Source organism: Streptomyces sp. A2-16, from assembly GCF_018128905.1.
In the GTDB taxonomy this organism is placed as follows: domain Bacteria; phylum Actinomycetota; class Actinomycetes; order Streptomycetales; family Streptomycetaceae; genus Streptomyces.
Genome location: NZ_CP063808.1, coordinates 6348659 through 6375200, shown reverse-complemented (window position 1 = coordinate 6375200; position 26542 = coordinate 6348659). Strand labels below are relative to the sequence as shown.

At 71.1% G+C, this 26542-nt stretch carries 25 protein-coding genes; 13 read left to right on the top strand and 12 right to left on the bottom strand.

Annotated features, from left to right (window positions below):
- The first annotated feature begins 56 nt into the window (after positions 1–56).
- Complete coding sequence (locus IOD14_RS28545) at positions 57–1286, top strand: acyl-CoA dehydrogenase family protein (protein WP_123987680.1); 1230 nt, start codon at positions 57–59, stop codon at positions 1284–1286.
- Here the strand turns inward: IOD14_RS28545 and IOD14_RS28540 are convergent.
- The 8 genes from IOD14_RS28540 to IOD14_RS28505 all read right to left on the bottom strand — a co-directional run bounded on the left by IOD14_RS28540 (position 1283) and on the right by IOD14_RS28505 (position 8872).
- Positions 1283–1804, bottom strand: a complete 522-nt coding sequence (locus IOD14_RS28540) for a cupin domain-containing protein (RefSeq protein ID WP_123987679.1) — start codon at positions 1802–1804, stop codon at positions 1283–1285. The genes IOD14_RS28545 and IOD14_RS28540 overlap by 4 nt on opposite strands.
- Positions 1801–3015: a cytochrome P450 gene (locus IOD14_RS28535; RefSeq protein WP_123987678.1), complete on the bottom strand. Its 1215-nt coding sequence runs from the start codon at positions 3013–3015 to the stop codon at positions 1801–1803. Before IOD14_RS28535 ends, IOD14_RS28540 begins: the two co-directional genes overlap by 4 nt.
- 1 nt (position 3016) lies before the next feature.
- On the bottom strand, positions 3017–4078 hold the full coding sequence (locus IOD14_RS28530) for a type III polyketide synthase (protein WP_212671916.1): 1062 nt from the start codon (positions 4076–4078) through the stop codon (positions 3017–3019).
- 113 nt (positions 4079–4191) lie between these two features.
- Positions 4192–4428 carry a DUF6213 family protein gene (locus tag IOD14_RS28525; protein WP_007380390.1) on the bottom strand — a complete coding sequence of 79 codons (237 nt, stop codon included), beginning with the start codon at positions 4426–4428 and terminating at the stop codon, positions 4192–4194.
- Between the two features lie 25 nt (positions 4429–4453).
- On the bottom strand, positions 4454–5839 hold the full coding sequence (locus IOD14_RS28520; protein ID WP_212671915.1) for an NADP-dependent succinic semialdehyde dehydrogenase: 1386 nt from the start codon (positions 5837–5839) through the stop codon (positions 4454–4456).
- A gap of 71 nt (positions 5840–5910) precedes the next feature.
- Positions 5911–6372 (bottom strand): NUDIX domain-containing protein, encoded by a 462-nt coding sequence (locus IOD14_RS28515; protein ID WP_212671914.1) that lies wholly within the window; start codon positions 6370–6372, stop codon positions 5911–5913.
- The gene (locus IOD14_RS28510; RefSeq protein ID WP_212671913.1) at positions 6369–7907 is read right to left on the bottom strand and encodes an ATP-dependent DNA ligase; all 1539 of its coding nucleotides are present in this window, start codon (positions 7905–7907) and stop codon (positions 6369–6371) included. The genes IOD14_RS28515 and IOD14_RS28510 overlap by 4 nt, the downstream gene beginning before the upstream one ends.
- A gap of 29 nt (positions 7908–7936) precedes the next feature.
- On the bottom strand, positions 7937–8872 hold the full coding sequence (locus IOD14_RS28505) for an NAD(P)/FAD-dependent oxidoreductase (RefSeq protein ID WP_123987673.1): 936 nt from the start codon (positions 8870–8872) through the stop codon (positions 7937–7939).
- A 64-nt stretch (positions 8873–8936) separates the two neighbouring features.
- On the opposite strand from IOD14_RS28505, the gene IOD14_RS28500 reads away from it, so the two are divergent.
- The 5 genes from IOD14_RS28500 to IOD14_RS28480 all read left to right on the top strand — a co-directional run bounded on the left by IOD14_RS28500 (position 8937) and on the right by IOD14_RS28480 (position 14086).
- Positions 8937–9509, top strand: a complete 573-nt coding sequence (locus IOD14_RS28500) for an XRE family transcriptional regulator (protein ID WP_212671912.1) — start codon at positions 8937–8939, stop codon at positions 9507–9509.
- Between the two features lie 82 nt (positions 9510–9591).
- A complete protein-coding gene (locus tag IOD14_RS28495; RefSeq protein WP_249126096.1) occupies positions 9592–11256 on the top strand; it encodes a phospholipid carrier-dependent glycosyltransferase in 1665 nt (554 codons plus the stop codon).
- 60 nt (positions 11257–11316) lie between these two features.
- Complete coding sequence (locus IOD14_RS28490) at positions 11317–12156, top strand: prephenate dehydratase (protein ID WP_212671911.1); 840 nt, start codon at positions 11317–11319, stop codon at positions 12154–12156.
- 184 nt (positions 12157–12340) lie between these two features.
- Positions 12341–13783, top strand: a complete 1443-nt coding sequence (locus tag IOD14_RS28485) for an aldehyde dehydrogenase (protein ID WP_123987669.1) — start codon at positions 12341–12343, stop codon at positions 13781–13783.
- 108 nt (positions 13784–13891) lie between these two features.
- A complete protein-coding gene (locus IOD14_RS28480) occupies positions 13892–14086 on the top strand; it encodes a hypothetical protein (protein WP_123987668.1) in 195 nt (64 codons plus the stop codon).
- Between the two features lie 14 nt (positions 14087–14100).
- On the opposite strand, the gene IOD14_RS28475 is transcribed toward IOD14_RS28480, so the two are convergent.
- A complete protein-coding gene (locus tag IOD14_RS28475; protein WP_123987667.1) occupies positions 14101–14574 on the bottom strand; it encodes a DNA starvation/stationary phase protection protein in 474 nt (157 codons plus the stop codon).
- A gap of 233 nt (positions 14575–14807) precedes the next feature.
- On the opposite strand from IOD14_RS28475, the gene IOD14_RS28470 reads away from it, so the two are divergent.
- The 5 genes from IOD14_RS28470 to IOD14_RS28450 all read left to right on the top strand — a co-directional run bounded on the left by IOD14_RS28470 (position 14808) and on the right by IOD14_RS28450 (position 19442).
- Positions 14808–15785, top strand: a complete 978-nt coding sequence (locus IOD14_RS28470) for an NADPH:quinone oxidoreductase family protein (RefSeq protein WP_123987666.1) — start codon at positions 14808–14810, stop codon at positions 15783–15785.
- A complete protein-coding gene (locus IOD14_RS28465; RefSeq protein ID WP_123987665.1) occupies positions 15782–16999 on the top strand; it encodes an acyl-CoA dehydrogenase family protein in 1218 nt (405 codons plus the stop codon). The genes IOD14_RS28470 and IOD14_RS28465 overlap by 4 nt, the downstream gene beginning before the upstream one ends.
- Positions 16996–18078 (top strand): acyl-CoA dehydrogenase family protein, encoded by a 1083-nt coding sequence (locus IOD14_RS28460; protein WP_123987664.1) that lies wholly within the window; start codon positions 16996–16998, stop codon positions 18076–18078. The genes IOD14_RS28465 and IOD14_RS28460 overlap by 4 nt, the downstream gene beginning before the upstream one ends.
- A 180-nt stretch (positions 18079–18258) precedes the next feature.
- Positions 18259–19116, top strand: a complete 858-nt coding sequence (locus IOD14_RS28455; RefSeq protein WP_123987663.1) for a phosphatidylinositol-specific phospholipase C/glycerophosphodiester phosphodiesterase family protein — start codon at positions 18259–18261, stop codon at positions 19114–19116.
- Between the two features lie 131 nt (positions 19117–19247).
- Positions 19248–19442, top strand: coding sequence for a hypothetical protein (locus tag IOD14_RS28450; protein ID WP_212671910.1), 195 nt, complete (start codon positions 19248–19250; stop codon positions 19440–19442).
- Positions 19443–19445: 3 nt separating this feature from the next.
- Here IOD14_RS28450 and IOD14_RS28445 read toward each other — a convergent pair whose 3' ends face one another.
- From IOD14_RS28445 to IOD14_RS28435, 3 genes are all read right to left on the bottom strand, one after another.
- Positions 19446–20684, bottom strand: a complete 1239-nt coding sequence (locus IOD14_RS28445; RefSeq protein WP_212671909.1) for a phosphodiester glycosidase family protein — start codon at positions 20682–20684, stop codon at positions 19446–19448.
- Between the two features lie 72 nt (positions 20685–20756).
- Positions 20757–21143, bottom strand: a complete 387-nt coding sequence (locus tag IOD14_RS28440) for a DUF779 domain-containing protein (protein ID WP_123987660.1) — start codon at positions 21141–21143, stop codon at positions 20757–20759.
- A gap of 172 nt (positions 21144–21315) precedes the next feature.
- Positions 21316–22482, bottom strand: a complete 1167-nt coding sequence (locus IOD14_RS28435) for a bifunctional class I SAM-dependent methyltransferase/NUDIX hydrolase (RefSeq protein WP_212671908.1) — start codon at positions 22480–22482, stop codon at positions 21316–21318.
- 176 nt (positions 22483–22658) lie between these two features.
- Here IOD14_RS28435 and IOD14_RS28430 point away from each other — a divergent pair, with 176 nt between their 5' ends.
- Positions 22659–24314, top strand: a complete 1656-nt coding sequence (locus tag IOD14_RS28430) for a cellulase family glycosylhydrolase (protein WP_212671907.1) — start codon at positions 22659–22661, stop codon at positions 24312–24314.
- 156 nt (positions 24315–24470) lie between these two features.
- Entirely contained in the window at positions 24471–26522 is a 2052-nt protein-coding gene (locus IOD14_RS28425; RefSeq protein ID WP_212671906.1) for a discoidin domain-containing protein, read from the top strand.
- Positions 26523–26542 lie beyond the last annotated feature (20 nt).

Here is a 26542-nt window from a genome sequence, read left to right as displayed (position 1 = left end):
GTAACAGACTCGAGTTACCGCAAGTAACATGCACATGCGTCGCCGCTGGAGGGGACATGGCCGAGTTCACCATGGAGCTCAACGACGAACAGAAGGAGGTCCGGGACTGGCTGCACGGCTTCGCCGCCGACGTCATCCGCCCCGCGGCCGCCGAATGGGACGAGCGTGAGGAGACTCCCTGGCCGGTCATCCAGGAGGCCGCGAAGGTAGGCATCTACTCCCTCGACTTCTACGCCCAGCAGTACTTCGACCCCACCGGGCTCGGTATCCCGATGGCGATGGAGGAGCTGTTCTGGGGCGACGCGGGCATCGCCCTGTCGATCGTAGGCACCGGGCTGGCCGCCGTGGGCGTTCTCGCCAACGGAACCGAGGAACAGATCGGCACCTGGATCCCCCAGATGTACGGCGACGCCAACGATGTCAAGGTCGCCGCGTTCTGCTCGTCCGAGCCGGACGCCGGCTCCGACGTGGCCTCCATGCGCACGCGTGCCGTGTACGACGAGGCCAAGGACGAGTGGGTGCTCAACGGCACGAAGACCTGGGCGACCAACGGCGGCATCGCCAACGTCCATGTCGTCGTCGCGGTCGTCGACCCCGAGCTCGGCTCCAAGGGCCACGCGTCCTTCATCGTGCCGCCGAACACCCCGGGCCTGTCCCAGGGCCAGAAGTTCAAGAAGCACGGCATCCGGGCCTCGCACACCGCCGAGGTCGTGCTGGAGAACGTCCGCGTGCCCGGCTCCTGCCTCCTCGGCGGCAAGGAGAAGCTCGACCAGCGCATCGCCCGGGCCCGGGAGCGGGCGAAGGCGGCGGGCGGCGAGCGGGTGAAGAACGCGGCGATGGCCACGTTCGAGGCCAGCCGCCCCGCGGTGGGCGCCATGGCGGTGGGTACCGCCCGGGCCGCCTACGAGGTGGCGCTGGACTACGCGAAGACGCGTGAGCAGTTCGGCCGCCCGATCATCGACAACCAGGGCGTTGCCTTCCAGCTCGCCGACATGCGGACCTCCATCGACGCGGCCCGTCTCCTCGTGTGGCGTGCCTCCTGGATGGCGATCAACGGCAAGCAGTTCACCGCCGCCGAGGGCTCGATGTCCAAGCTCTTCGCCAGCGAGACGGCGAAGAAGGTCACCGCGCAGGCGGTCCAGATCCTCGGCGGCAACGGCTACACCCGGGAGTACCCGGTGGAGCGCATGCACCGCGACGCGGCGATCTACACCATCTTCGAAGGCACGAGTGAGATCCAGCGCCTGGTCATCGCCCGGACCCTGTCCGGCATGTCCATCCGCTAACGGTGCCTGAGCGGCGTCAGCTGCTCGATGTCGTACCTCGCCCGGAGCTTCTCGACGGCCGTGGGGTCCGGCGGGCCCTCGCCGCCCAGAATCTCCAGCAGTTCCTCGAAGTACCGCTCGTGATCCGGCGGCGGGCTCGCCTGGAAGAACATCTTCGCGGGCTCGTCCGTCGGGTTGGCGAAGGCGTGCGGGCAGCCCGGGGGTACGACGATCACCGTTCCCGGTGTCGCGCGTACCACCCGATTGCCCGACCCCGACTCCCAGCGCTGCCAGTTGTCGGGGGTGCGGACCCGCGGCTCGAAGGCCAGGACGTCCAGCTCGCCCTCGAGGACGTAGAACAACTCCTCGCTGCGGGTGTGCACATGGGCGCCCACGTCGAAGCCGGGCGGCACGATCACCTCGAAGGTGGACGCCGTGCGCGAGTGCGAGCCGGTCACCTTGAACGTCACCTGCTGGGCCGGGGACTCCACGACCCGGCCGTGTCCCGGCGGGACCAGGAGCCCCTCGGGAGCCGTCACCACGTCACCGGAAGCGCTTCGGGGCCGCGGATCAACGCGCCCTTCCGGAACGGCACCCGCTCCGGCGGCACCGCCAGGCTCAGTCCCGGTACGCGGTCGAGCAGCGCCTCGACCAGCAACTCGGACTCCAGCCGGGCCAGCATCCCGCCGGGGCAGTAGTGCGGGCCGAAGCCGAACGCCACATGCGGGTTGGGGCTGCGGGAGAAGTCGATCGTCTCCGGGTACGGGAAGACGTCCGGGTCGCGGTTGGCGGCCAGGTACGACACGTAGATCGCGTCGCCCGCCCGGATCCGCACACCCTGGATCCCCACGTCCTCCAGGGCGATCCGTGACAGGCCGACCGCGTTGCGGTGCGGGATCCAGCGCAGCAGCTCGTCGATGGCCCGGGGGCGGATCTCCGGCTCGGCGCGCAGGCGTTCGGCCAGGTCGGGGCGGGTGAGCAGCAGGTAGAACATCTGGCCGCTGTTGTTCGTGACCGCCTCGCCGCCGATCTGCAGCAGCACCGCGAGCCCCACGGCCTCCTCCAGCGTCACCTCGCCGCGGCCCACGGCGGCCCCGAGCAGGGAGGCCACGTCCTCGCCGGTGCTGCCCTCCCTGAGCCCGATGAGGTCGGCGAAGTAGGCGCCCATCTCGTCCCTGGCCCGCTCACTGACCTGTGCGCCGTGCGAGGAGGACAGGATCAGCTGGGTCCAGGTGTGCATGCCGTGCCGGTCGGCGGCCGGGACGCCCATCAGCTCGCAGATCACGGCGATGGGGAAGGGGGCCAGCACCGCCGCGACGAGGTCGGCCGGGGGGCCGTCCTGAAGCAGCTCGTCGACCAGCTCGTCGAGCATCAGGCGGGACTTCTCCCGTACCCGCTCCACGCCCTTGGCGGTGAACGCGGCGGCCACCGAGCGGCGCAGCCGGGTGTGGTCGGGCGGGTCCAGGAAGCCGACCGCGCCGCGCTGCGGGATGAAGTGCGGGGCGAGCCGGGTCACCGGCTGGTCCATGACGGCCTCGCGGCTGAAGCGCGGGTCGTTGGTCACCGTCCGCACATCCTCGTACCGCGTCACCAGCCACGCCCACCCTTCGCCGTTGGGCAGCTGGATCCGGGTGACGGGGCCCTCGAGCATCAGCTCCGTCAGCACGGGGTCGAAGTCGACGCCGTTGAGGTCGAGGGCGGGCCAGTGCCGGATCGGGGGCAGGATCTCGGTGATCGTCTCTTCGGTCATCTCACACCGTCTCGTCGGGGCGCTGCCAGCGGCCCAGGGACATTTCCGCGGTGATGCCGGGCCCGAACCCGGCGAGCAGCCCGCGCGCCCGGTCCCGGGGCCCGCCCTCGTCGAACAGCCGCCGCAACGCGTCCAGTACGACGGCGCTGGCGATGTTCCCGTACTCGGTGAGCGTGGCCCGGCTGAACCGGAAGGCGTGCGGGTCGACCTGGAGGAACTTGCTCAGGTCGTCGAGTATTCGGGGGCCGCCGGCGTGGATGACGTAGAAGTCCAGGTCGGCCGCGTCCCAGCCGTGCAGGCCCGCGAGCTCCTGGAGGGCCGGGGCGAGCGGTTCCATGGTGGCGGGCACCCGCTTGTCCAGCTGGAAGTGGAAGCCCGTCGAACGGACGTCGTACATGATCCACTCCTCGGTCTTGGGGATCAGGTACGAGCCGTTGCGCTCCAGCGCGATGCCCTCGCCGCCCCGCCCGCGCACCGCCGCGGCGGCGACACCGTCGCCGAACAGGCCGTTGGACAGCAGGTTTCCGATGCCGAGGTCGGTGGGCTGGTAGCACAGCGAGCAGAACTCGCAGGCCACGATGAGGGCGTTGGCCTCGGGGTAGGCGGTGCAGAAGTCGTGGGCCCGGTTGATCGCGGCACCGCCGGCCGCGCAGCCCAGCTGGGCTATGGGGAGCTGCCGGGTGGTGCTCTCGAAGCCCATCTCGTTGATCAGCCACGCCGTCAGCGAGGGCATCATGAAGCCCGTGCAGGACACGTAGATGATGACGTCGACGTCGGACGTCAGCAGCTGCGCGTCGTCCAGCGCCCGCTGCACGACCGCGGGCACCCGCGCCTTCGCCTCGGCCACGTAGACCTTGTTGCGCTCCTCGAACCCGGGATGCCTCAGCGTCTCCTCGATGGGCTGCACGATGTGCCGGGTCCGCACCCCGGTGTTCTCGATGAGCCGCAGAGCCAGCGGCAGTTGGGGGTGATCGGCATGATGGGAGCGCGCCAGTTCGAGCGTCTCCTCCATGGTGATCACATGCTCCGGGACGGACACCGAGGGTCTGCACAAAGTCGCCATGAACCGCCTGCCTTCACCTCAGAGACTGGTCCAGTCCACGATCACCTGAGGGACGGGCGACTTCGCGCCGGATTACTCCGAACGCGCGACCACCGCGAGCATCTGGAAGGGGACTACGGCGCCCCACCGCTACTGTGCGCGATGCACGCCACGTCGATGCGATCGGCCAGCTTCGCCAGCTCGATCGTCAGCGCGGCGACCGTATCCTCGTCGAGCCCGTCGGCCCCGGCCTCGACCAAGTGCAGCCACCGCCCGCCGAGACTGCGGAGCAGCTTGCTGACATCGGCGGCGGCCACCTGCAGGGTCCCGCGGTCGTCGACGATCAGAGGCAGAGTCACTTCGCGGTTCACACCCGGGATGTTAGCCGCGCAAGCGTCACGCTCCGTGCCAAACCGTCGTGATGTTGCAGAACTCCCTGATTCCGTGCCCGGACAGCTCACGCCCGTAGCCGGACCGCTTCACCCCGCCGAACGGGAACGCCGGATGCGAGGCCGTCATCCCGTTGACGAACACCCCGCCGGCCTCCAGGTCCCGCACGAACCGGTCGACCTCGGCCTCGTCGCGGGTCCACACGTTGGAACTCAGCCCGAACGCGGAGTCGTTGGCGATGAGCACCGCCTCGTCCAGGTCGGCGGCCCGGTACAGCGTGGCCACCGGACCGAAGGTCTCCTCGCGGTGGATGCGCATCTCGCGGTCGACATCGGCGATGACGGTCGGTGGGTAGTACCAGCCGGGCCCGTCGGGCCGCTCACCGCCGCACAGCACGCTCGCCCCGCTGCGCCGGGCGTCGTCGACCAACTCCTCCAGATCCGTCCGCCCCTGCTCGCTGGAGAGCGGCCCGACCTCGGTGTCCTCCTCCAGCGGGTCGCCGACCTTGAGGGCCTTCATGCCCTCGACGAACCGCTCGGCGAACCGCTGGTAGACGTCGGTGTGCACGATGAAGCGCTTGGCGGCGATGCAGGACTGCCCGTTGTTCTGCACACGCGCGGTCACCGCGACCTGGGCGGCCCGGTCGACGTCCGCGGACGGCATCACGATGTACGGGTCGCTGCCGCCGAGCTCCAGCACCGTCTTCTTCACCATGTCCCCGGCGGTGGAGGCGACCGCGCGCCCGGCGGGCTCGCTTCCCGTGAGCGTGGCCGCCTTGACGCGTTCGTCGCGCAGGATCCCGTCGATCGCACCGGACCCGACGAGCAGCGTCTGGAAACAGCCCTCGGTGTAGCCCGCCTGGTGGAACAGGTCCTCCAGGAAGAGGGCGGTCTGCGGGACGTTCGAAGCGTGCTTCAGCAGACCCACGTTCCCCGCCATCAGCGCCGGTGCGGCGAAGCGGATCACCTGCCACAGCGGGAAGTTCCACGGCATCACCGCCAGCACCGGCCCGAGCGGCCGGTAGCGGACCAGGGCGCGGGAGGCACCGGAGTCCTTGACGTCGTGCTCGGCGGGCTCCTCGTCGGCCAGCAGCGACTCGGCGTGCTCGGCGTACCAGCGCATCGCCTTGGCGCACTTGGCGGCCTCCGCGCGGGCCTGCTTGACCGGCTTGCCCATCTCGGTGGTCATGACCCGGGCGATGTCCTGACCGGCGTCGTCGAGGAGCTCGGCGGCCCGGTTCAGGAGGCGGGCACGCTCCTCGAAGGGCGTCGTGCGATAGGTGCGGAACGTGGCCTCGGCGAGCTGGAGCCTGCGCTCGATCTCCTCCTCGCCCATGGCCTCGTACGTCTTGAGCGTCTCGCCGTTCGCCGGGTTCACCGTCGCGATGGGCATGACCGACCTCCTGAAGAGCTGACTGTGCTTCGACCTTCCCGCGCGCCGGGCACGACCGCAACGCGTGGACGTCAGGCCGAGTGCTCAGCCAGCCGGTCGAGAAACGCGGCCTGCGCCTTCACGATCACGGCCCGGGCCCGGTCGAGGCCGAACCACTCCACCCGGTCCAGCTCGGGGAACTCCTGCGTCCGCCCGGACTTCGGCGGCCACTCCATGCTGAACACCCCCGGTACCACGGCGGCCGGATCGAGGTCGGCCTCGATCGCCCAGGCCGTGACGACCTTGCCGTTCGTCTGCCGGACCTCACCCAGCGGTACGGCCTCCCCGTCCGGCGGCGCCAGCCCCAGCTCCTCCTGGAACTCCCGGCGGGCCGCGTCCCAGGCCGACTCCGAGTCCGGCTCGTACTCGCCCTTGGGAAGCGTCCACGCTCCGGCGTCCCGCCGCGCGAAGAACGGACCGCCCATATGGCCCAGCAACACCTCCAAACCGTCGCCGGTGTGCCGGTACAACAGAAGCCCCGCGCTCGTCCTCACGGCCTCACCTCGGGGTGCGCGGCCAGCAGCGTCTCCACCGTGTCGGCGTCCTGCGGCCTCTTGTCCTCGCGGTAGCGGACCACGCGGGCGAAGCGGAGGGTGACCCCGGCCGGATAGCGGGTCGACCGCTGGAGGCCGTCGTAGGCGATCTCGACGACGAGTTCGGGCCGTACGCTCACCACGTAGCCGCTGCTGTCGACGGCCAGTTCCTGGAGCCGCTCGGTCTGCCAGGTCAGCATCGCGTCGGTCATCCCCTTGAAGGTCTTGCCCAGCATGGCGAAGCCGCCGTCGGCGGTGCGGGCGCCGAGGTGCAGGTTGGAGAGCTTGCCGGTGCGGCGGCCGTGGCCCCACTCGGCGGCCAGCACCACCAGGTCGAGAGTGTGCACGGGTTTGACCTTCAGCCAGGAGGCACCGCGCCGGCCCGCGCTGTAGGGGGCGTCGAGGGACTTCACGACGACACCCTCGTGACCGCGCTTCAGGGTCTCGGCGAGGAACTCCTCGGCCGCGCCCAGGTCGTCGGGGCCGGACACCAGCGTGCGCCGGACCCGCATCGGCTCGGGCGCCAACCGGGCCAGTTCCGCGTGCCGTTCGGCGAAGGGCAGGTCGAGGAGGTCGCGGTCGTCGACGGACAGGGCGTCGAAGAAGACGGGGGAGACGGGCACCGCCTCGGCGGCGGTCGTCACGTCCACGCGGGAGCCGACCCGGCCCGCGGTCTCCTGGAAGGAACGCGGCCGCCCGTCCTCGTCGAAGGCGATCACCTCGCCGTCCAGGATGAACCGCTCACCCCTCAACTCCAATGCTGCGGCGGTCAGTTCGGGCAGCCGGTCGGTGATGTCGTCGAGGGTGCGGGTGTACAGCCGTACGGCATCGCCGTCCCGGTGGATCTGGACGCGGATGCCGTCCAGTTTCTCCTCGACCGCGCACACGCCGAGCTTGTCGACCGCCTCGGCCACCGAGGAGGCGCTGTGCGCCAGCATCGGCAGGACCGGGCGGCCGACGGTGAGACGGAAGCGGTCCAGGGCGGGCGGTCCGTCGGTGAGCAGGGCCTCGGCCACCGTCTGCAGGGAGCCGGCGAGCATCACGGCACGGCGTACGTCGGCGGGCGGTGCCTGCGTCGCCTGGGCCAGCCCTTCCGTGGCGACCGCGTCCAGCGCTCCCTGGCGTACCTCTCCGCTGATCAGCCCGTGCAGGAACCGCTGCTCGTCCTCGGTGGCCGCGCCCATCAGCTCACCGACCAGTCGGGCGCGTTCGGCCTGTGAGCCCGCGCCCGCGACCTTGCCCAGCTCGCTGAGCAGCGCGTCCACCTCGCGCACGGTCAGGGTCGGCTCGGCGGCCGGGGCGACCGAACGGCCGAGGACCTTCCAGCCGACGCCGAGCCGGCCCTGCGGGAGCCGTCCCGCCAGGTACGGGATGACGATCGGGACGTCGTCCGCCTCGGCGTCCCGGAACAGTTCGGCGAGGAGCGCGATCTTCCGGGACCGCGCCGAAGTGGCGGCGACCTCCTGGGACACCTGGGCCAGCCGGGTAAGCAGCATGCGTCCAGGGTGCACCGGAGGGACCCGGTCTACACCCCGACGGCCGCGTCCAGGTCGCTCATCAGCAGCTCCCCGTTGACCGTGGCCGCCGCCCGGTACCCGGCGCTCGCCGCGTTGATCACCTGCTCGCCGAAGCCGGCCGCGTTGCCCACCGCGTACACCCCCGGCACGGTCGTCTGCCAGTTCCCGTCGACCACCGGGTAGGTCCCGAAGGGGGTCTCCTGGAAGTCGGCACCGAGCTGCTCCAGCAGTTCGCCCCGCGGGACGGCCCGCGGCGCGGTGAAGACGACCTCGCGCGCGTGTGTCGTGCCGTCGGCGAGGCGTACGGCCGTGAGCCGGTCGTCGGTCACCACCAGCCCGGCGACCTCGCCGGGCACCACCCGGACGCCGGCCGCGGCCAGCCTGCGCAGGTCGTCGTCCGAGAACGCGGACTCGTCGACCGTGTGCGGGAAGAACGTCACGTCCTTCGACCACTGGGAGACCATCAGCGCCTGGTGCACGCTGAGCGGGCTCGTGGCGAGCACGCCGAACGCCTGGTCACGGACCTCCCAGCCGTGGCAGTACGGGCAGTGCAGGACGTCCTTGCCGAAGCGCTCGGCGACCCCGGGCACGTCGGGGAGCTCGTCCTTCAGGCCGGTCGCGACGATCAGGCGACGGGAGCGGACCATGCGTCCGCCCGCCAGGGTCACGGCGAAGCCCGGCGCGACCTCCACCACCCGGTCCCGGACCAGTTCGACGCCGTACCCCTTGATCTCCTCGCGGCCGAGCGCCAGGAACTCGGCGGGCGGCATGCCGTCCCGGGTGAGGAAGCCCTGCATGTGCGCGGCGGGCGCGTTGCGTGGTTCGCCCGCGTCGACGACCAGCGTGCGGCGCCGGGCCCTGCCCAGGACAAGAGCCGCCGACAGGCCGGCCGCGCCGCCCCCGACAACGATCACTTCGTATGTCTCGCCGTATGTCTCTGTCATGCCGACACGGTCGCTCCGCGGCCGCGGGATTGACAAACAACTTTGCCGATTCTGCAATACGGGTATGAGTACCGACGAAGTTCTCGCCGAAGTGGGACCCAGGCTCAGGCGGCTGCGCAAGGACCGGGAGGTGACCCTCGCGGCCCTCTCCGAGACCACCGGCATCTCCGTGAGCACGCTCTCGCGACTGGAGTCCGGCCTGCGCAAGCCGAGCCTGGAGCTGCTGCTGCCGATCGCCCAGGCCCATCAGGTGGCGCTGGACGAACTCGTCGGCGCCCCGCCGGTCGGCGACCCCCGGGTGCGGTCCGCGCCGCTCGAACGGCATGGGCGCACCTTCTGGCCGCTCACCCGCCAGCCCGGCGGCCTCCAGGCCTTCAAGGTGCTGGTGCCGCGCCGCGAGGAGGAGCCGGAGCTGCGCACCCACGAGGGCTACGAGTGGCTGTACGTGCTGGCGGGGCGGCTGCGGGTGGTGCTCGGGGACCATGACGTGGTGATGACGGCGGGCGAGGCGGCGGAGTTCGACACCCGGGTGCCGCACTGGTTCGGTTCGACAGGGGAGGGGCCTGCGGAGTTCCTCAGTCTCTTCGGACCGCAGGGGGAGCGGATGCACGTACGAGCGCGTCCCCGGAAGGCGTGAGGAAGTCCGTCGCCGACAGGTAGGTTCACCGGATGGACGAAATACCGCCCCGGGTGCAGGTCGAGGCACGGCAGGTCGCCCGGTGACGAGCAGTGAGACGACCTGTCCCCCCGTCGTCGCCGAGACCGCGACGACAGCGCCCCGGGACTGGCAGGAGCGGCTGCGCCGATTCGGATATGTGGTCCGTCCGGGGACCGACCTCCGCGAGCGTCTTGTTCCGCCCTGGCCCAAGCGGTCGGTGTGGGACTGGCTGGGGCCGGTGCTCGTCGCCGTCCTGGCCGGGGCGATCCGCTTCTGGCACCTCGGCCGGCCCCGGGCCGTGGTCTTCGACGAGACCTACTACGCCAAGGACGCCTGGTCCCTGCTGCGGCTCGGCTACGAGGGCAGCTGGCCGGACCGCAAGATCGCCGACCCGCAGATCCTCGCCCACCCCCAGGTCGTCTCGCTCTCCGACACGGGGGCGTTCGTCGCCCACCCACCGATGGGCAAGTGGGTGATCGCCCTCGGCGAGTGGATGTTCGGCCTCACCCCGTTCGGCTGGCGCTTCATGACGGCGGCCCTCGGCACCCTGTCGGTGCTCGTGCTGTGCCGCATCGGACGCCGGCTGTTCCGTTCGACGGCGCTGGGCTGCCTGGCCGGCGCGCTGCTCGCGGTGGACGGTCTGCACGTGGTGATGAGCCGTACCGCCCTGCTGGACCTCGTCGTCATGTTCTTCGTCCTGGCGGCGTTCGGCTGCCTGCTGGTCGACCGGGACCGCGCACGGGCCCGGCTCGCGGCCGCCCTCCCGGTCGGCGAGGACGGCCGCGCGCGCCCGGACGAGCACACCGGTGACCACGTGGGAACAGGACTGCGTCCCTGGCGGCTCGCGGCCGGCGTGCTGCTGGGACTGGCCGCCTCCACCAAGTGGAACGGCCTGTACGTGCTGGTCTTCTTCGTGCTGATGACCGTGCTGTGGGACGTCGGCTCCCGCCGCGTGGCCGGGGCCGGTGACCCCTACCGGGCGGCGCTGCGCAAGGACGTCGGCCCGTCGGTCCTGTCCCTCGTACCAGTCGCGCTGACGACCTATCTGATCACCTGGACCGGCTGGTTCCGCTCCGACGACGGCTACGACCGGCACTGGGCCGACGGCCGCGGCGGCACCTGGTCGTGGATCCCCGCCCCGCTGCGCAGCCTGTGGCACTACGAGCACGGGGTGTACGAGTTCAACGTCGGGCTGCACTCCCCGCACAAGTACCAGTCCAACCCCTGGAGCTGGCTGGTCCAGGGCCGCCCCGTGCTGTTCCACTACGAGTCGCCGAAACCGGGGCAGGACGGCTGCCGCACGGCCGTCGACTGCTCCCAGACGGTCCTCGCCCTCGGTACCCCGCTGCTGTGGTGGTCGGCCTGCGCCGCCCTGCTCTACCTGCTCTTCCGCTGGGCGCTGCGCCGCGACTGGCGGGCCGGTGCCGTCCTGTGCGCGGTGGGCGCCGGCTACCTGCCCTGGTTCCTGTACCAGGACCGCACGATCTTCTCCTTCTACGCGGTCGTCTTCGTGCCGTACCTGTGCCTGGCCGTGACGATGATGCTGGGCGCGGTACTCGGTCCACCGGGAGCGGATCGCCGGCGGCGCACCCGAGGCGCGGTCGCGGCCGGCGCCCTCGTCCTGCTCATCGCCTGGAACTTCATCTACTTCTTCCCGCTGTACACGGGCGAGACGATCCCGTACGCCGACTGGCACTCCAGGATGTGGCTGGACACCTGGATCTGAGGGCGCGGCCTCCCTGGTACGTTACGGAGCTTGCCCGCTCGACGACAGGGAACCGCCCCAGTGACGACCGTCGCGTACCAAGGTGAACCAGGATCCAACTCGGCGACCGCCGTGCACACCCTGTACCCGGGCTGCGCCGAGCAGCCCTGCACGAGTTTCGAGCAGGCCCTGGACGCGGTGACGCTCGGCACGGCCGACGTCGCCGTGATCCCCGTGGACAACTCCGCCGCCGGACGGGTGGCGGACGTCCACCATCTGCTGCCCGAGTCGGGGCTGTTCATCGTCGCCGAGCACTTCCTCGCCATCCGCTTCGACCTGATGGGCGTGCCCGGGGCGACGCCGGAACAGGTGGAGTGCGTACGCAGCCATGTGCACGCACTCGGGCAGTGCCGCAAGGTCCTGCGGGAGGGCGGCTGGCGCACCCTCGTCACCGACGACACGGCCGGAGCGGCGCGCGAGGTGGCCGAGCTGGCCGATCCCCGGCACGCGGCGCTCGCCCCGCCCGCCGCGGCCGCGCTCTACGGCCTCGACGTACTGCGCCCCGGGGTCGAGGACGACCCCGACAACACCACGCGGTTCGTCGTCCTGTCCCGGGAGGCCGCCGTGGCCCCGGACACCGGGACACCGACGATGACGAGCCTGTTCTTCTCGGTGCGCAACATCCCCAGCGCCCTCTTCAAGGCCCTCGGCGGCTTCGCCACCAGCGGGGTGAACCTCACCAAGATCGAGAGCTACCAGATCGGCGCGGGGCTGAACGCCAGCCGCTTCTACGTCGAGATCGAGGGCCACCCCGACGAACAGCATGTCGCCCTGGCCCTGAACGAACTGCGGTTCTTCTCCACCGAGGTGCGTGTCCTGGGTGTGTACCCGGCCCATCCGCACCGACGGCCGGAGCGCTGAGCGAGGCCCACGCGCAGACCCCTCGCCTCTTGGCGTGATTCCCCATGCCCCTTACGTCACCGGTCAGGCCGGTGACATTGGCATGCTCGAAAGTGTGGAGCTAATCGAGGTAAGTGCTACATTGAAGTGACACTTCAATGGTGGGCACCGATGCGCCCGCACTTCCTCGAGGGAGAGGGATCACGTGATCGACTACGAACGGCTCTTCATCGGCGGCACCTGGGTCGAGCCGAGCGACCCCGCACCGCTCGACATCCCCTCGCCCCACGACCGGTCGGTGATCGGCCGTGCCGTGCAGGCACGCCCTGCCGACGTGGACCGGGCGGTGGCCGCGGCACGTGTCTCCTTCGACGCCGGGGTGTGGCGGCTGACCCCGCCCGCCGAGCGGATCGCGGTCCTGCGGCGGTTCAACGCGCTCCGGGAGGAGAACGCGGACAGGATCGCCCGGCTGATCTCCCTGGAGAACGGTTCCGCGGGCTGGTTCACCCGCGCCGGCCAGCCCGGCCTGACCCGGCAGGCCAATGCCTACCTGAAGGCGGCGGAGGAGTTCGGCTGGGAGGAGACGCTCACCCCCTCCGACCCGGCGTCCCCGGTGCGCAGCGTGGTGCGCCGCGAGGCGATCGGCGTCGTGGCCGCCGTCATCCCCTGGAACTCGCCCTTCTCCTCGGCCACTTCGAAGATCATCCCCGCCCTGCTCGCCGGCAACTCCGTGGTCCTGAAGGTCTCCCCGGAGAACTCCCTGAGCATGGGCTTCCTGGCCGAGCTGCTGGAGCGGGTGGGCCTGCCCGAGGGCGTGGTCAGTGTCCTGCCCGCCGACCGCGAGACCAGCGAGTACCTCGTCTCGCACCGGGACGTCGACAAGATCGCCTTCACGGGCTCCACCCGGGCCGGCCGCCGCATCGCCTCGCTCGCGGGCGAGCAGCTCAAGCGGGTGAGTCTGGAGCTGGGCGGCAAGTCCGCCGCGATCATCCTGCCCGACGCCGACATCGACCGGGCCGTCGCGGGCCTGAGGTTCGGCTCCCTGCTCAACAACGGCGAGTCCTGCATCGCCCAGACCCGCATCCTGGCCCCGCGCGGCCGGTACGAGGAGATCGTGGCCGCGCTCAAGGACCTGGTGGAGTCGCTGAAGGTGGGTGACCCGGGGGACCCCGACACCTTCATCGGCCCGATGATCCGCCCCGACCAGCAGGAGCGGGTGCGCGACTACATCCGGCTGGGCATCGAGGAGGGGGCCCGCCTGGTCACCGGCGGCCCGCAGATCCCCGACGGGCTGGAGAAGGGCAACTACGTCACGCCCACCGTCTTCGCCGACGTCGACAACTCCATGCGCATCGCGCAGGAGGAGATCTTCGGCCCGGTCCTGGTCGTCATCGCCTACGACGACGAGGACGATGCCGTGCGCATCGCCAACGACTCGGAGTACGGCCTCTCCGGCGGTGTCTGGTCCGCCGACGAGGAACACGCCCTGGCGGTCGCCCGCCGCATCCGCACCGGCACCGTCACGGTCAACGGCGCCTCCGTCGCCTTCGACGGGCCGTTCGGCGGCTTCAAGGCCAGCGGCATCGGCCGCGAGTACGGGGCCGTCGGGCTCGGCACCTACACCGAGTACCAGACCATCACCGTCTGACCGGGACAAGGCGCCGCGTCACCACCTTGACAGGTGACGCGTCGTACGGGCACTCTTGTGCTCGTCCAGGGCATCGGGCAGGACAGGTCGACGAAGTGGAGAACGGCCATGAGCGAGAACGTCACCACCGACACCGCCACGGCGACACGGCACGCGCGCTACGGCAGGCTCCCCGAGCGCATCCGATTCGAGGACATGACCGAAGAGGTGGAGACCGTCCCCGGCGGCGGGGCGAACGCCTCGTACGACCCCGAGGGCAACTGGAAGTACTACTCGTGCCTGGCGCTCGACCTCGGGCTGTGAGGAAGGCGGGCGTCTCAGCCCCCGTGCTCGGCCTGGAACATCCAGCTCTGCTTCTCCAGGTCGGCGGTGAGGCCGATCAGCAGATCCTGGGTCACGGCGTCGGCCGGCCCGGTCTGTTCGATGCGTTCCCGCACCCGCCCCACGACGGCGGAGAAGGCCCGCACCAGGGCGCCGACGGCGTCCACGTCCTTCGTCCAACCGGGTGAGAAGTCCGGCACCCCACTCGTCGCCGCGACGGTCGAGGCCCGCCCGTCCGGGCTGATCCCCAGCGCCGCGGCACGCTCGGCCACCGTGTCGGCGTACTCGCGGGCCGTGGTGACCACTTCGTCGAGCTGGAGGTGGATGGAGCGGAAGCGCGGCCCGTACAGGTTCCAGTGCGCCTGCTTGGCGACCAGGGAGAGGTCGAGCAGATCGACCAGGGTCGCCTGGAGGGCGCTCCCCACGATCTCGCGTTCCTTGTCCGGCAGCGGGCTGTTGATGACCGTCATGTGCGCGGGTCCTTTCCGGGGATCGCCGGGCCCGTCCCGTGGGGGACGGGTGCCCGGTTCGTCCCTGTCACCCTGTTCAGCCTCGCCCGGTCGTGCAACCGCTGCACGGCCCCCTCGGTGTGCATGCCGACACTTTCCCCGCGGGCTGTTCCCTGATCGGCAAGCGACCGCTTAGTATGCGGAGGACTCCGGTCAGACCCCGGCATGACGACGCAGTCCCGTGGAGGCCCCCCATGCAGGCTTGGCAAGTGCACGAGAACGGCGAGCCGAGCGAGGTGATGCGCCTCGAGGACGTGGCGCAGCCCCAACCCGGCGACGGCCAGGTCCTGCTGAAGGTGCGCGCCGCGAACATCAACTTCCCGGACGTGCTGATGTGCCGCGGCCACTACCAGGTCCGCCCGCCGCTGCCCTTCACGCCGGGCGTGGAGATCTGCGGGGAGACCGAGGACGGGCGGCGCGTGATCGCCAACCCCGCGCTGCCGTACGGCGGTTTCGCCGAGTACGCCGTCGCGGACGCCGCCGCTCTGCTGGCCGCGCCGGACTCGCTGGACGACGCCGAGGCCGCCGCGCTGCACATCGGCTACCAGACGGGCTGGTTCGGTCTGCACCGGCGGGCCCGCCTGGAGGCCGGGGAGACACTGCTCGTCCACGCTGCCGCAGGAGGGGTCGGCAGCGCGGCCGTGCAGCTCGGCAAGGCGGCCGGGGCCACCGTCATCGGTGTCGTCGGCGGCGCCGAGAAGGCCGCCGTGGCCCGGGAGCTGGGCTGTGACACGGTGATCGACCGGCGGAGCGAGGACGTCGTCGCCGCCGTGAAGGAGGCCACCGGGGGCCGGGGCGCGGATGTGATCTACGACCCCGTGGGCGGCGAGGCCTACACGCAGTCGACCAAGGTCGTCGCCTTCGAGGGGCGGATCGTGGTCGTCGGCTTCGCCGGCGGGACCATTCCGAGCCCCGGCCTCAACCACGCCCTGGTGAAGAACTACGCCATCCTGGGCCTGCACTGGGGCCTGTACAACACCAAGAACCCCAAGCTGGTCCAGCACTGCCACGAGCAACTCACCGAACTGGCCGCCCGGGGCGCGATCAAGCCGCTGATCAGCGAGCGGGTGCCGCTGGCCGGGGCCGCGGACGCCGTGCAGCGCCTCGGCGACGGGGTGACCACCGGCCGGATCGCCGTCGTCCCCTCCCTCGGCAAGGGAGCCGCCGTATGACCGACGCAGCCGAACTCCAGCGCCGTACGGCCGAGTTGCTGGCCGCGCACCCGCCCGCGACCACGGACCGGCTGGACTTCCTGAAGGCCCGCTTCGACGCGGGACTCGCCTGGGTGCACTACCCCGAGGGCCTCGGCGGTCTCGGCGCGCCCCGCTCCCTCCAGGTCGTCGTGGACGCCGAGCTGGAAGCGGCGGGCGCTCCCGACAACGACCCGCGGCGCAACGGCATCGGCCTCGGCATGGCCGCGCCGACGATCCTCAAGTACGGCACCGAGGAGCAGAAGCAGCGCTATCTGCGGCCCCTGTGGGTGGGGGAGGAGATCTGGTGCCAGCTGTTCAGCGAGCCCGGCGCCGGCTCCGACCTCGCCGCGCTCGGCACCCGGGCCGTCCGCGAGGATGGGGGCCCCTCCCGCTTGAGCGAAGCCGAGAGTGGGGGAGACTGGGTGGTCAACGGGCAGAAGGTGTGGACGTCCGGCGCCCACAACTCCCGCTGGGCCATCCTCATCGCCCGCACCGACCCGGACGTGCCCAAGCACGCGGGCATCACCTACTTCATCTGCGACATGACCGACCCCGGCGTCGACGTCCGCCCGCTGCGCCAGATCACCGGCGAGGCCGAGTTCAACGAGGTCTTCCTCACCGACGTCCGCATCCCCGACTCCCGCCGGCTCGGCGAGACCGGCGACGGCTGGCGGGTCGCGCAGACCACCCTGAACAACGAACGCGTCGCCATCGGTGGCATGCGGCTGCCCCGCGAGGGCGGCATGATCGGCCCGGTCTCGAAGACCTGGCGCGACCGCCCCGAACTGCGCACCCAGGACCTGCACCAGCGCCTGCTGAAGCTCTGGGTCGACTCCGAGGTCGCCCGCCTGACCGCCGAGCGCCTGCGGCAGCAGCTCGTCGCCGGACAGCCCGGACCCGAGGGCGCCGGCATGAAGCTCGCCTTCGCCCGCCTCAACCAGGAGATCAGCGGTCTGGAAGTCGAACTTCTCGGAGAGGAGGGCCTGTTGTACGACGACTGGACCATGCGCCGCCCGGAGCTCGTCGACTTCACCGGCCGGGAGGCCGGCTACCGCTATCTGCGCTCCAAGGGCAACAGCATCGAGGGCGGGACCAGCGAGGTCCTGCTGAACATCGTCGCCGAGCGCGTCCTGGGCCTGCCGGCCGAACCGCGCACCGACAAGGACGTCGCATGGAAGGACCTGGCCCGATGAGCGCACAGCCCGACCTGCTGTACTCGGAGGAGGAAGAGGCGCTCCGGGCCGCCGTACGGGACCTGCTCGCCGACCACTGCGACGCGCCGGGCGTGATCGCCCGCACCGAGTCGGACACCCCGCACGACCTCGCGGCCTGGAAGGCCCTCGCGGACGGCATGGGCCTCGCGGGCCTCCTGGTCCCCGAGGACCGGGGCGGCCAGGGTGCCTCGCATCGCGAAGTCGCCGTCGTCCTGGAGGAGTTGGGCCGCGCGGTCGCTCCCGTGCCCTACCTCACCAGTGCGGTCGTCGCCACCGAGGCGCTCCTCGCCTGCGACGCCGACGAGCTCCTCGCCGAGCTCGCGTCCGGACGCAGGATCGGCGCCCTCGCGGTCGCCCTGAACGTCGCTCCGGGCGGCGCCTACAAGGTCGTACGCCACGAGGACGGGGCCCTGCACGGGGAGTTGACGGCGATCGCGGACGCCCGGGCGGCCGATGTGCTGCTCGTGCCCGCGGACGACGGCGGCCTGTACGCGGTGGACGCGACGGATGCGACCGTCACCCCGCAGGTCTCCTTCGATCTGACCCGGCCGCTCGCGACCGTCACCCTCGACGGGGCGCGGGGCCGCCTCCTCGGTGACGCCGAGGCCGCCGTGCACCGGGCGCTGCGGGCCGGGGCCGGGCTGCTCGCCTCCGAGCAGTTCGGCCTGGCCGAATGGACGTTGACGGAAACCGTGCGCTACCTCAAGGAGCGCAAGCAGTTCAACCGGCCCGTCGGCGGCTTCCAGGCCCTCAAGCACCGGCTGGCGCAGCTGTGGCTGGAGGTCGTCAACCTCCGTGCCGCCGCCCGCAATGCCGCCGACGCGCTCGCGACCGGCGCGGACGCCGACGTGGCGGTCGCCGTGGCGCAGGCGTACGCGGCGTCCGTCGCCGTGCACGCCGCCGAGGAGGCGCTCCAGCTGCACGCCGGCATCGGCATGACGTGGGAGCACCCTGTGCACCTGTACCTGAAGCGCGCCAAGTCTGACTCGATCGCGTACGGCACGGCGGGCGCGCATCGCGCCCGGTTGGCCGAACTGGTCGACCTCCAGGCCCCTTGAGTTCCCCGCGGTTCATTCGGTGAAGCCCGTCCCACCTGGGGCGGGCTTTTCCGTGCGGCTGCGCGGGAGGAGTGAACGGGCAGCGGCAGTCCGGCCAACTCCTGTCGCGTACAGGTTCATTGGGGCGCAGACGGCCCCATACTCCCTGTGGTTCCGACCCGTCCCGCAGGGAGGCAGAACATGGCCCGCATCACCCGTCGCAGAGCCCTCACCACCTTCGGCGTCGCGGCCGCCGCGGTGCTCGCCCCGCCCGCCGGCAGCGCGTGGGCCGACGGGCACAAGCACCGCCCGCGTCCGCTGTGGCGCGCCCACGCCCACAACGACTACGAGCATCCGCGCCCCCTCCTCGACGCCCTCGACCACCGCTTCGGCAGCGTCGAGGCCGACGTCTTCCTCGTCGGCGACCAGCTCCTCGTCGGCCACACCGTGGACGACCTCGACCCGACGCGCACCCTGGAGTCCCTCTACCTCGACCCGCTGGCCAGGATCGTCAAGGCCAACCACGGGTCCGTGTACCGGGGTCACCGCCGACCGCTCCAGCTGCTCATCGACATCAAGACCGAGGGCTCCTCGACCTACCTGGAACTCGACCGTCATCTGCGGCGCCACCGGCACCTGTTCACCACCTACCTCCACGGCAAGGTCGTCCCCGGACCGGTCACCGCAGTGATCTCCGGCGACCGCGCCGCACGCGTCCCGATGGAGGCCCAGACCGTACGCCGGGCCTTCTACGACGGCCGGCTCGCCGACCTCGGCAGTCCGGCGCCCGCCTCCTTCGTCCCGCTGATCAGCGACAACTGGACGCTCACCTTCACCTGGCTCGGCGAGGGCGTCTTCCCCGAGGCCGAGCGGCAGAAGCTGCGGAGCATCGTCCGGCAGGCCCACGCGCGCGGGCAGCAGGTGCGCTTCTGGGCCACCCCGGACCTGCCGGGCCCGGCCCGGGACGCACTGTGGACCGAGCTTCTCGCAGCCGACGTGGACTACTTCAACACCGACGACCTGGCGGGCCTGGAGTCCTTCCTGGACGCCCACCGGTAGACGCCGTCGAGCGGACCTGGACACCACTCGTTCGGAGGACACTTCAGCCGCCCGAACGAACCCTCCGCTACGCCACACTTGCGGCCGAACGCCGCGAAACGGACTTGGCGGCGTGGCGGAGGAGGCTGTCCATGGCGATTTCCATCTCGGTACTGGTGCTGCTGCTGATCCTGGCGGTGGTCTTCCTGCGCAGCGGCGGACTCAAGGTCTCCCACGCGCTGGTGTGCGCGCTGTTCGGCTTCTTCCTCGCCGGCACCAGCCTCGCGCCCACCATTCACGGCGGCCTGACGGCGACGGCCGACATCGTCAGCAGTCTGCGCCCCTGAACCTCAGCCCGTGGAGAAGACCCCGATGCCGTTCGGGACGGGCCGCTCGGTACCGCCCGAAGGGTGGTTGAGAGCGGCGACGGAGCCGGTGCCCGGCATCCGGGCGGCCATGGTGGTGGAACCGCCGCCGTCCAGGCTGAAGGCGTCGACCGAGCCCAACGTCCGCATGGTGTCGGCGACTTCGGCGATCGTCAGACCTCCGCGGTAGTCGGGCGCGCCGTCCAGCGCGAGGAGATAGAGCCGCCGTCCGCCGTCCGCGATCCCCACCGCCGTGCGCACGGCCGACACCGTGTCGTCCAGGCCGGGCAGCGGGCGGCCGTCGTCGAGCACCGGGTAGCCGCCGAGCGCGAAGCGGTACGGGATCCCCGCCGAGGCCGCGACCAGCCGGTGCCGCACGGTCACCGCCGCACCCACCGAGAGCTTCCGCAGCTGCTGCGCGCCCGCCTCCCGGCCCACGAGCACGGTGGTGCCGTCGGCGATCGGTCCGCGGCCCGGGGTGTCGGCCGTGGCGACGACCTGCCCGTCGCGGACCGTCACCTCGTAGGTGTCCGTGCTGCACGGGGCCGCCCGGTCCGTGTCCGTCCCGCAGGTCGCCCGCACCCGGGACGCGCCGCCCCAGTCCGAGGTGAACGCCCCGACCGAACCGACGGGCAGCGCGTACTGGTTCAGCCCGCCGAGCGGCAGGAGCGCCTCGGACGTCCGCACCGACCCGTCGAGCGCCAGGTCGTCCAGGCGGGCCCGGTGGTCGGTGCCGACGCCGAACACGTCCTCGGTGCTCGTGCCCGGCGGCAGCGCGGGCCCGAAGCGCTGGCCGTCCGGCACCGCGGCCTTGAGGGCGCGGCCCTGCGCGATCGCCGGGCCCACGCTCGCGCCGGTCGCCTCGACGCCGGGGTGCTGGGTCTCCGTGATGTTGAAGAAGTCGCCGTTCACCCCCGCGAGGGCACCCTGCGCGGTGGCCAGCCGGGACACCGTGGCCCGCGCGGCCACCGCCCCCGGGTACAGCAGCTCCACCCGGACCCGCGGATCGCCGAGGTCCACACGGAGCACATGGGCGTGCGCCACTCCCGCGGTCGCGTAGATGTCGAACTGCTCGTACCGCACGCCCGTCGCGAGCTGTGTCCACCCCGGCACGGCACCGGCCGGTGCCGCCCCCACCAGGGCCGCACCGGCCAGCGTGCCGAGTGCCGCGAGAAACGTCAGTACCGATCTGCCTGCGCCGAAACGTCCTTGACGGTGCGTCACAGCTCTCCCTGAGGTCTCGTCAACTGTCCCAGAACCCAGGGAAAGTGCACCAGAAGACGAGGACCCGAGAGGCTACTCGGCGCCGACCACACGCGAACGGATGAGGAAACGCACCCCCTCGGGTGCCTCCAGGGAGAATCCGCTGCCCCTGCCCTCGACCACGTCGACGATCAGCCGGGTGTGGGCCCACACCCGGTACTGGCTCCTCGACATCCAGAACGTCACCGGCTCCCCGACCCCCGCCACGTCCAGCTCGGCGAGCAGCACGTCCGAGCCGCCGGTGCGGAACTCACCCGCCGGGTAGCACATCGGCGCACTGCCGTCGCAGCAGCCGCCGGACTGATGGAACATCAGCGGCCCGTGCGCCTCGCGCAACCGGCGCAGCAGCTCGGCGGCCGCGGGCGTGAGCTCGACGCGCGGCACCTCGTCGTACACGGCACGTGCGGAATCCTCGTCCATGGTCGTCGAGTGGAACACGGGGAAGGTTGCGAGGGGGTTGCACGACGCGGTGCCGCGGCGCGGGCCTTCAGGACAGGTCGACGGGGCTCACGCCGGGGGGCCGACGCTCTGAACGGACGACTGGTGTGACGCCCGCCGAGCGACCCCGGCCGCCGGCCCACCCCGCCAACTTTTAGCCGGCGTACGGCGTGAAGTGGGCCGGAGTGTGGTCGATCGGCAGGTCCGGGCGCCAGGCGGTGAGGCCCTGGGCGCTGCAGACGAACAGGTTCTCCGGGAGCCGGTCGAGGGCGAACCAGCGCCAGTCGCCGACACGTTCGCCGGGCTGGTCGCGGGGCTCGCCGCGCCAGGCGGTGAGCCGGGAGGCCACGCTGATCCGGACCACGCCGTCGACGTGGTCGAGGAGCGTGCCCAGCAGCCGGACGTCGCCCGGGCGGGCCTCGACGCCGGTCTCCTCACGCAGTTCGCGCACGACGGTCTCCTCCAGGGACTCGCCGGGCTCCACCGTGCCGCCGGGCAGCTCCCAGGTGCCACGCCGGTGCCGGCCGAGCAGCAGGCCCTGGGGGCCGTGGAGGATGGCGCCGACGCCGATCGCCGCGTGCGGGAGGGGAGCGCGGCTGCCGCGCGGGCGGGAGGAGACCCGGACCGGCCGGGTCACCCGGAAGATCCGGTACGAGGCGTGGTTGTCCTCCTCCGGTGCGTCGAGGACGTCGATCCCCTCGACGCGCAGCCCCTGCTCGGCGAGCAGGTCCGTCCAGAGCTCCGGGCTCAGCACCCACATCCGCACGGTCACCTCCCCGCCGCCCGCGAGCCGCAGCATCTCGGGCCGGGAGCGGACGACCGTCGAGGGGCCGTCTCCGCGCGAGTTGGTGTGCAGGACCGTGAAGCACAGAGTGCCGCCGGGACGGAGCGCGGCCGCCAGGGCGGGCAGCAGCCGACGGGGATCGATGTACGGCACCCCGTTGACCGAGTAGACGACGTCGTACGGTTCCGCCGTGTCGAGGTGCTCGACGGCGTCGGCCTCGATGAGGCGCAGGCCGGGCAGGGAGGCATAGCGGGCGCGGGCCCGTTCGACCTGTGCGGGGGAGGAGTCGACGGCGTCCACCGAGGCGCCGTGGGCCCGGACGAGGTGTGCCGCGTGCCGGGCCGTGCCGCAGCCGAGGTCCAGGACTCGCCGCCCGCCGAGTTCACCGAGGAGTTCGGCGCCCGGGCCGGTGCCGCGCAGGCCCCAGTCGAACCGCTCCAGTTCCGGCAGCACGGTTCCCCGCCGCAGGTGGTGCTCGCCGTAGGTGTGCCAGGCCTCGGCGTTGACGGAGTCGGGGTCGAGGGGTCGCGTGGTCAACGTGCCTCCCAGATGCGGTGGTCCAGGCTGGGAACCCTATGCGAGCGCGGGTGCCGCCCGGTGGTAGAGGGGGAGCGTCCAATTCCGTCACCTGTCTTGACGTGTACTTGACGGAGTGGCTTCTATGGGAGCGCTCCCATGCTCTCTCCGACCGCTCACACACTCCTGGAGCCGCAGTGAGAAGAACAAGAAAGAGCCCCTTAACCACCTTCCTGGCCGGGCTGGCCGCCCTCGTCGGGCTGGTGGTGCTCGGCGCCCTCTGCCCCGGCACCGCCCAGGCCGCCCAGGAGCCCGGCACCCGGGCGGCCACCGGTCTGCACATCAGCGACGGCCGCCTGGTCGAGGGCAACGGCAACGACTTCGTCATGCGGGGCGTCAACCACGCCCACACCTGGTACCCGAGCCGGCTGGGATCGTCGCTGGCCGACATCAAGGCGCAGGGCGCCAACACCGTCCGGGTGGTCCTCTCCGACGGCCACCGCTGGACTGCCAACGGCGCCTCGGACGTGGCCGACGTCATCGCGCAGTGCAAGGCCGACAAGCTCATCTGCGTCCTGGAGGTGCACGACACCACCGGTTACGGCGAGGACAGCGCCGCCGGCACCCTCGACCAGGCCGCCGACTACTGGATCGGCCTGAAGAACGTGCTCGCCGGCCAGGAGAACTACATCATCATCAACATCGGCAACGAGCCCTGGGGCAACACGAACCCGGACGGCTGGACCGCCCCCACGATCGCCGCGATCCAGAAGCTCCGGGGCGCCGGCTTCCAGCACACGATCATGGTCGACGCGCCCAACTGGGGCCAGGACTGGCAGCAGGTCATGCGCACCAACGCCCGGTCCGTGTACGCCGCCGACACCACCGGCAACCTCGTCTTCTCGATCCACATGTACAGCGTCTTCGACACCGCCGCCGAGATCACCGACTATCTGAACGCCTTCGTCGGCGCGAAACTGCCCATAGTGATCGGGGAGTTCGGCGGACCCGCGGACCAGTGGGGCGACCCCGACGAGGACACCATGATGGCGACCGCCGAACAGCTCGACATCGGCTATCTGGCCTGGTCCTGGAGCGGCAACACCGACCCGATCCTCGACCTCGTGCTCAACTTCGACCCGGCACAGATGACCTCGTGGGGCCGGCGCATCTTCAACGGCGCCAACGGCATCGCCCAGACCGCCAAGGAGGCCACGGTCTTCGGTGGCGGCTCCACCGACACCCAGGCCCCGACCGCTCCCGGCACGCCTGCCGCCTCCGCGGTGACGGCGACCTCCGCCCACCTGACCTGGACGGCGTCCGCTGACAACGTTGGCGTCGCCGGGTACGACGTCGTGCGCGTCAGCGGCGGCACCGAGACCAAGGTCGCGGCCGCCACCGGCAATTCGGTGACCGTGACCGGACTGACCGCGAGCACGGCGTACTCCTTCGCCGTGTACGCCCGGGACGCCGCCGGCAACCGGTCGGCCCGCTCGGCGACGGTGAGCGTCACCACCACCGCCACGCCCGCCGGAAGCTGCTCGGTCGGCTACCGCGTGGTCGGCGACTGGCCCGGTGGATTCCAGGGCGAGATCGCCATCCGCAACACCGGCACGTCCGCCGTCACCGGCTGGAAGCTCGGCTTCTCCTTCGCCGACGGGCAGACCGTCTCCACCATGTGGGGCGGAACGGCCGCCCAGAGCGGCGGGTCCGTGACGGTCGCCCCCGTCTCGTACACCAACACGATCCCCGCCGGAGGCTCGGTCACCGTCGGCTTCATCGGCAGCAAGGGCACGACGAACACCGCGCCCGGCGCTTTCACTCTCAACGGAGCGTCCTGCGTGAACGGTTGACGTCCCCGAGGTATCAGGTCAACTGTCCCGGACCCTTGACTCGGAACGTGCTCTGTCGCGATCCTCGACGCATCTATTGCGCCGGTCATGACAATTCCAAGGGCAGTCAAAACGCCCTCGGTCGACGGCGCCTCCGCCGACCGAGGGACGTGGGCCATGGCTGGACGCTCCTGCCGCAGACGCAAGAACTTCACTGTCGTCTCCGTGCTCTTCCTGGTGCTGGCCGCGATCCTCGGCCCCACGCCGGGCTCGGCGGCCACCGACTGGTGGACACCGACCGCAAGGCCCACCCCCGACGCCCAGGTCAACGTCACCGGAGCGCCCTTCACCGGCACCGACTCCGCGGGCGAGGTGCGGGGGTTCGTCGACGCGCACAACCACCTCTTCTCCAACGAGGCCTTCGGCGGGCGGCTGATCTGCGGCAAGGTGTTCTCCGAGTCCGGAGTCGCCGACGCGCTCAAGGACTGCCCCGAGCACTACCCCGACGGCACCCTCGCGCTCTTCGACTACATCACCCACGGCGGCGACGGCAAGCACGACCCCGCCGGCTGGCCGACCTTCAAGGACTGGCCCGCGTACGACTCGATGACCCACCAGGCCAACTACTACGCCTGGGTGGAGCGTGCCTGGCGCGGTGGCCAGCGGGTGCTCGTCAACGACCTCGTCACCAACGGCATGATCTGCTCCATCTACCCCTTCAAGGACCGCAGTTGTGACGAGATGACCTCGATCCGTCTGCAGGCCGAGCTCACTTACGACCTCCAGGCCTTCATCGACAAGATGTACGGCGGCACCGGCAAGGGCTGGTTCCGGATCGTCACCGACAGCGCGCAGGCCCGGCAGGTCGTCCAGCAGGGCAAGTTGGCGGTCGTCCTCGGCGTCGAGACCTCCGAGCCGTTCGGCTGCAAGCAGATCCTCGACATCGGCCAGTGCAGCAAGGCGGACATCGACAAGGGCCTCGACGAGCTGTACGGCCTGGGCGTGCGCTCCATGTTCCTGTGCCACAAGTTCGACAACGCCCTGTGCGGTGTCCGCTTCGACGAGGGCGGCCTCGGCACCGCCATCAACGTCGGGCAGTTCCTGTCCACCGGAACCTTCTGGCAGACCGAGGCCTGCAAGGGCCCGCAGCACGACAACCCCATCGGTACGGCCGCCTCCGAGGCCGAGGAGGACCTGCCGGCCGGCGTCGACGTGCCGTCGTACGACAAGGCCGCGCAGTGCAACGTCCGCGGGCTCACCGATCTCGGCGAGTACGCGGTGCGCGGCATGATGAAACGCAAGATGATGCTCGAGATCGACCACATGAGCGTCAAGGCCACCGGGCAGGTCCTCGACATCTTCGAGGCCGCCGACTACCCGGGCGTGCTGTCCTCGCACAGCTGGATGGACCTGAACTGGACCGAACGGGTCTACTCCCTCGGCGGGTTCGTCGCCCAGTACATGCACGGCTCCGAAGGGTTCGCCGCGGAGGCGAAGCGCACCGACGCGCTGCGCGACAAGTACCACGTGGGCTACGGCTTCGGCACCGACTTCAACGGCATCGGCGACCACCCCGCACCGCGCGGAGCGGACGCCGCGAACAAGGTGACGTACCCCTTCAAGAGCGTCGACGGCGGCTCCGTCATCGACAAGCAGACGTCCGGGCAGCGCACCTTCGACTTCAACACCGACGGGGCCGCGCACGTCGGCATGATCCCGGACTGGATCGAGGACATCCGGCTGGTCGGCGGGCAGGGCGTGGTCGACGACCTCTTCCGGGGCGCCGAGTCCTACTTCGACACGTGGGGCGCCTCCGAGCAGCACCAGGCGTCGGTCGATCTGGCCAAGGGGCGTACGGCGACCGCCAGTTCGTCGGAGTCCAACCCGTTCACCAGCTACCAGCCGGGGCGGGCCGTGGACGGCGACGACTCCAGCCGCTGGGCGAGCGACTGGAGCGACGACCAGTGGTGGCAGGTCGACCTGGGCTCCACCAACCTGGTCTCCAAGGTCACGCTCGACTGGGAGCGGGCGTACGGGAAGTCGTACCGGATCGAGCTCTCGACGGACGGGACGAACTGGCAGAGCGTCTGGTCCACCACCTCCGGTGACGGGGGCCTGGACACCGCCAAGTTCAGCGGCACACCGGCCCGTTACGTTCGTGTCCACGGACTCGACCGCGGCACCGACTGGGGATACTCGCTCTACGAGGTGGGCGTCCACAGCGGCTGATTTCATCGACAGCGGGGGAT